The organism is Anaerolineales bacterium (genome assembly GCA_022866145.1).
In the GTDB taxonomy this organism is placed as follows: Bacteria; Chloroflexota; Anaerolineae; order Anaerolineales; family E44-bin32; genus PFL42.
The window spans coordinates 1-3,641 of record JALHUE010000213.1; the positions used below are offsets into that span (position 1 = coordinate 1).

The window sequence follows — 3,641 nt, forward strand, 5'->3', positions numbered from 1 at the left end:
GGCATAGGCGGTCTTGGGATCGGTGTCGAGCGGGAGGTTGCCTTCGCCGGCAAAGGGGAGATCCTCCAGATCGAAGCCATAGTCGCGCAGCAGGTATGAAGCCTCGTACAGACGGTTCTGTCGCAGCGGGGATTCCGGCGGTGCGTTCTCCAGCGGCGTGTCGGGGACCGGGTTGAAGGACTGAAAGAACGCCCGCGCCAAGCCCAGCTGTTGGTAGGCATGCTGCACGGTCGACAGGATCTCCAGATCCGACTCGCCGGCGGCACCGACGACAAACTGGGTGGCGCTGCTCGCCATGTGCGGCGCCGGTTCGCCCGGGGCGCGCGCCTCGCTTGCCCAGCGCAGCGGCGGCAGCAGCTCATTCTCGAACGACTTACTGGGGGCCAATGCCGGAAGTCGCAGCGCATTGGGTGCCTCGAGGTTGATCGATACGCGGCTGGCGACCCGCATCGAGCGCAGCACCTGGTCGCGCTCGGCGCCGGGCATGATCTTGAGGTGGATGTAGCCGCGGAAGCCGAAACGGCGTCGCAGAATCTCCGCCGTGGCGATCAACCGCTCCTGCGTGTTGGCCCCGCCGCCGGCGATCCCCGACGAGAGGAACAACCCCTGGACCCAGCCCGCCCGGAAGGCCTGGTCGAAGGCCAGCGCCATCTCCTCGGGCCGGAACGTCACTCGGCGCTGGTCGTGCTGGGAGCGGAAGGAGCAGTAGTTGCAGTCGCGTTCGCAGACCGTGGTGAGCATCGCCTTGAGCAGCGGGAAACGTCGGCCTCCCGGCCCAGCGGCGGGGTAGATGGGTATCTCATGCCCGCCAACGTTGAAGGTCTCGAGGCGTGCGGCGGAGGGCGCACCGCAGGCCCGGGTCCCGCCGGGGCGGTCGCCCGTATCGGCGACCTCCTGGCGGGCGCCTTCGGCGGCGAGGGTCAACCGCTCCAGCAGGTCCATGCCCCTAGAATAGCACAAACGTTCTACCGACGCAAGCCTGCCGGCCCTACCCGTCGGATTCGGCTCTACTGGCGCATGTGGCCTCGTCTATAATGCCAGTTGGCAGATGAGGAGACGAGGCCGATGACAAGGCAGGAGACGCCGGCGAGCCGCGAGATGGGTTTCGCGGGCAGGCTGGGGCTGAAGGCGGAGAACGCGCTGCAGCTGGCGGACACGATCGAGCGTGGCCTGTCCTACCGCGCCTTCGAGCGGCTGCAGACGGACATGGGAGTCACCCACCGCGAGCTGGCGGGGCTGGTGGGCATTTCATCACGCACGCTGGCCCGGCGCAAGGCCGAGAGCCGCCTGCAGCCGGAGGAGTCCGAGCGGCTGGTGCGGGCGTCGCGTATCTTCGACGATGCGGTGATGCTGTTCGAGGGCGACAAGGTGGCCGCGCTGAACTGGCTGCGCTTGCCGGCGCGGGCGTTGGCAGGACGCAAGCCAATCGAGTTCGCCCGCAGCGAGGTCGGCGCGCGCGAGGTCGAGAACTTGATCGGCCGGCTGGAGCATGGAGTGTTTGGATGAGCTCGGCCGCCTGGCGGATCGTCAAGTCCCGCTACGCGGCCGAGGCCTTCAGCGGCGAAGGCGCCCGGCGATTCGGGGGACGCTGGACCAGCTCCGGACGGCCGGCGGTCTACACCGCCGAGCACGCCTCGCTGGCGGTGCTCGAAGTGCTGGTCCACCTGGGCAGCCCGCAGGTGTTGAGCGCCTACAGCATCCTGCGTTGTGAGTTCGATCCGTCGCTGCTGCGCGCCCTTGCTCCCACCGTCTTGCCGGTAGACTGGCGCGCTTCACCCGCGCCGGCTTCGCTGCGCCTGATCGGCGATCGCTGGCTGGCCGAGCAGGAATCGGCGGTGCTCGGCGTGCCTAGCGCCGTTCTCCCGCTCGAACACAACTACTTGCTGAATCCTCTGCACCCGGACTTCGCACGGGTTGCGCTGGGCAAGGCCCAGCTCTTTGAGTTCGACCCGCGCCTCACCTGACAGCAGGGCAAAAGACCCGCAGTGACCTCACCCCCTGACCCCCTCTCCGCAGAAAGCCGTCGTGTCCGGCGGGCTGTGTGGCAGTGAGGGGTACGAGATCTGGGGAGTTGGGGGAGCAGAGCTCCCCCAACTCCCCAAGAATGCCATCTCCTCCCCCTGCACGATGCCAAGGCAAGCAAGTCCTACCCGGCGCAGGGGGAGCCCCTGCGGGATGCTTCGCTAGGGTCGGGGCCGTTTCGCCCCGGCGGGCCGGGGCTCCTGGCCCGAGCGGGGTGGGGGTCTGGCCGGGTAACGGGCTCTCCGCAGTCTTCAAACCAGATTCTTCCGGCTTGGAGGCGCCACGGATCGCGGCAAGGTATCCAGCCGGCATGCCGTCTTCGGCCCAAGGATGCCAGGCACGAGTCCGGCGAAACGTCTGTTGGTGGGGCAGTTGGGGCAGGCGCAGCACGATCCACCACCGAGCTTTCGCCTGGCAGTGGACCGTGGGAATTGTGGCCGCGTTCGGCTATCGCCGGAATGCGCTGATGACCCGGCGAATCAGAACTGCCGCGACCACTCCTTCGGCCAGCGCTCGATCACAACCTTGGTCTGGGTGAAGAACTCGACCGCGTGCCGGGCCTGGCCGTGGAGCGTGCCGAAGAAGGATTCCTTCCAACCGCTGAAGGGGAAGAAGGCCATCGGGGCGGCGACGCCGATGTTGATCCCGATGTTGCCAGCCTGGGCCTCGTAACGGAACTTGCGGGCCGCTGCCCCGCTGCCGGTGAACAGGCAGGCCATGTTGCCGAAGGCGCTCTTGTTAACCAGCTCGATCGCCTGGTCGACGGTCTCCACGTGCATCATCCCGAGTACCGGCCCGAAGACTTCCGTGTTTGCCAGCTTGCCCGCTGACGGACAATCGCTCAAGATGGTCGGCCCGAGGAAGTTGCCCTTCGCGTAGCGTGGAACGACAAGGCGGCGTCCATCGAGGACCATCTCTGCGCCCTCGTCCAACCCCTGCTGGATCAGGCCTGCGATACGCTGCTTGCTTTGGGGGGTGATCACCGGCCCCATCGTCACACCGTCATCCAGGCCGTACCCGACGACGCGCTCTGACGCCGCCTGAGCGATCGCCTGGGTGAACGAATCGCGCACGCTGCCCACGGTCACGGCCATGGAGGCCGCTAGACAGCGCTGGCCGGCATTGCCGAACACGCTGTCGGCGACGATGCGGGTCGTCATTTCCAGGTCGGCATCCGGAAGAACGATCACCGGGTTCTTGGCGCCGCCCTGGGCCTGCACCCGCTTGCCGCTGGCCGAGCCGCGGCTGTAGACATGGCGTGCCACCGGCGTCGACCCGACGAAGCTAATTGCCCGGATGATCGGATGGTTGAGCAGGGCGTCAACCGTTTCCGGACCGCCGTTGACCAGGTTGAACACACCGGCAGGAATGTCGATCGTCTCGAACAGCTCGGCCACCCGCTGCATCGTGATCGGGCAGCGCTCGGACGGCTTGACGATCACGGTGTTGCCGCAGGCCAGGGCATAGGGCAGGAACCAGAACGGGATCATGCCCGGGAAGTTGAATGGGGCGACGATGGCGCATACGCCGACCGGCTGGCGGATCATGTACTCGTCGATCCCGGGAGCGATGTCCTCGGAGAACTCGCTCTGCATCAGGGTAGGGATGCCGCAGGCGAC

General features: G+C 67.1%; 4 protein-coding genes. 2 read left to right on the forward strand and 2 right to left on the reverse strand.

What is annotated here, in order from left to right:
- A partial coding sequence (locus MUO23_06705; GenBank protein MCJ7512646.1) for a hypothetical protein occupies nt 1–942 on the reverse strand: 942 nt, incomplete at its 3' end.
- Between the two features lie 123 nt (nt 943–1,065).
- Here MUO23_06705 and MUO23_06710 point away from each other — a divergent pair.
- Both MUO23_06710 and MUO23_06715 read left to right on the forward strand, forming a co-directional pair.
- On the forward strand, nt 1,066–1,506 hold the full coding sequence (locus tag MUO23_06710) for a DUF2384 domain-containing protein (protein MCJ7512647.1): 441 nt from the start codon (nt 1,066–1,068) through the stop codon (nt 1,504–1,506).
- On the forward strand, nt 1,503–1,964 hold the full coding sequence (locus MUO23_06715; GenBank protein MCJ7512648.1) for an RES family NAD+ phosphorylase: 462 nt from the start codon (nt 1,503–1,505) through the stop codon (nt 1,962–1,964). The genes MUO23_06710 and MUO23_06715 overlap by 4 nt, the downstream gene beginning before the upstream one ends.
- Nucleotides 1,965–2,501: 537 nt before the next feature.
- Here the strand turns inward: MUO23_06715 and MUO23_06720 are convergent.
- The coding region (locus MUO23_06720; protein MCJ7512649.1) for an aldehyde dehydrogenase family protein at nt 2,502–3,641 on the reverse strand (1,140 nt) is incomplete at its 5' end.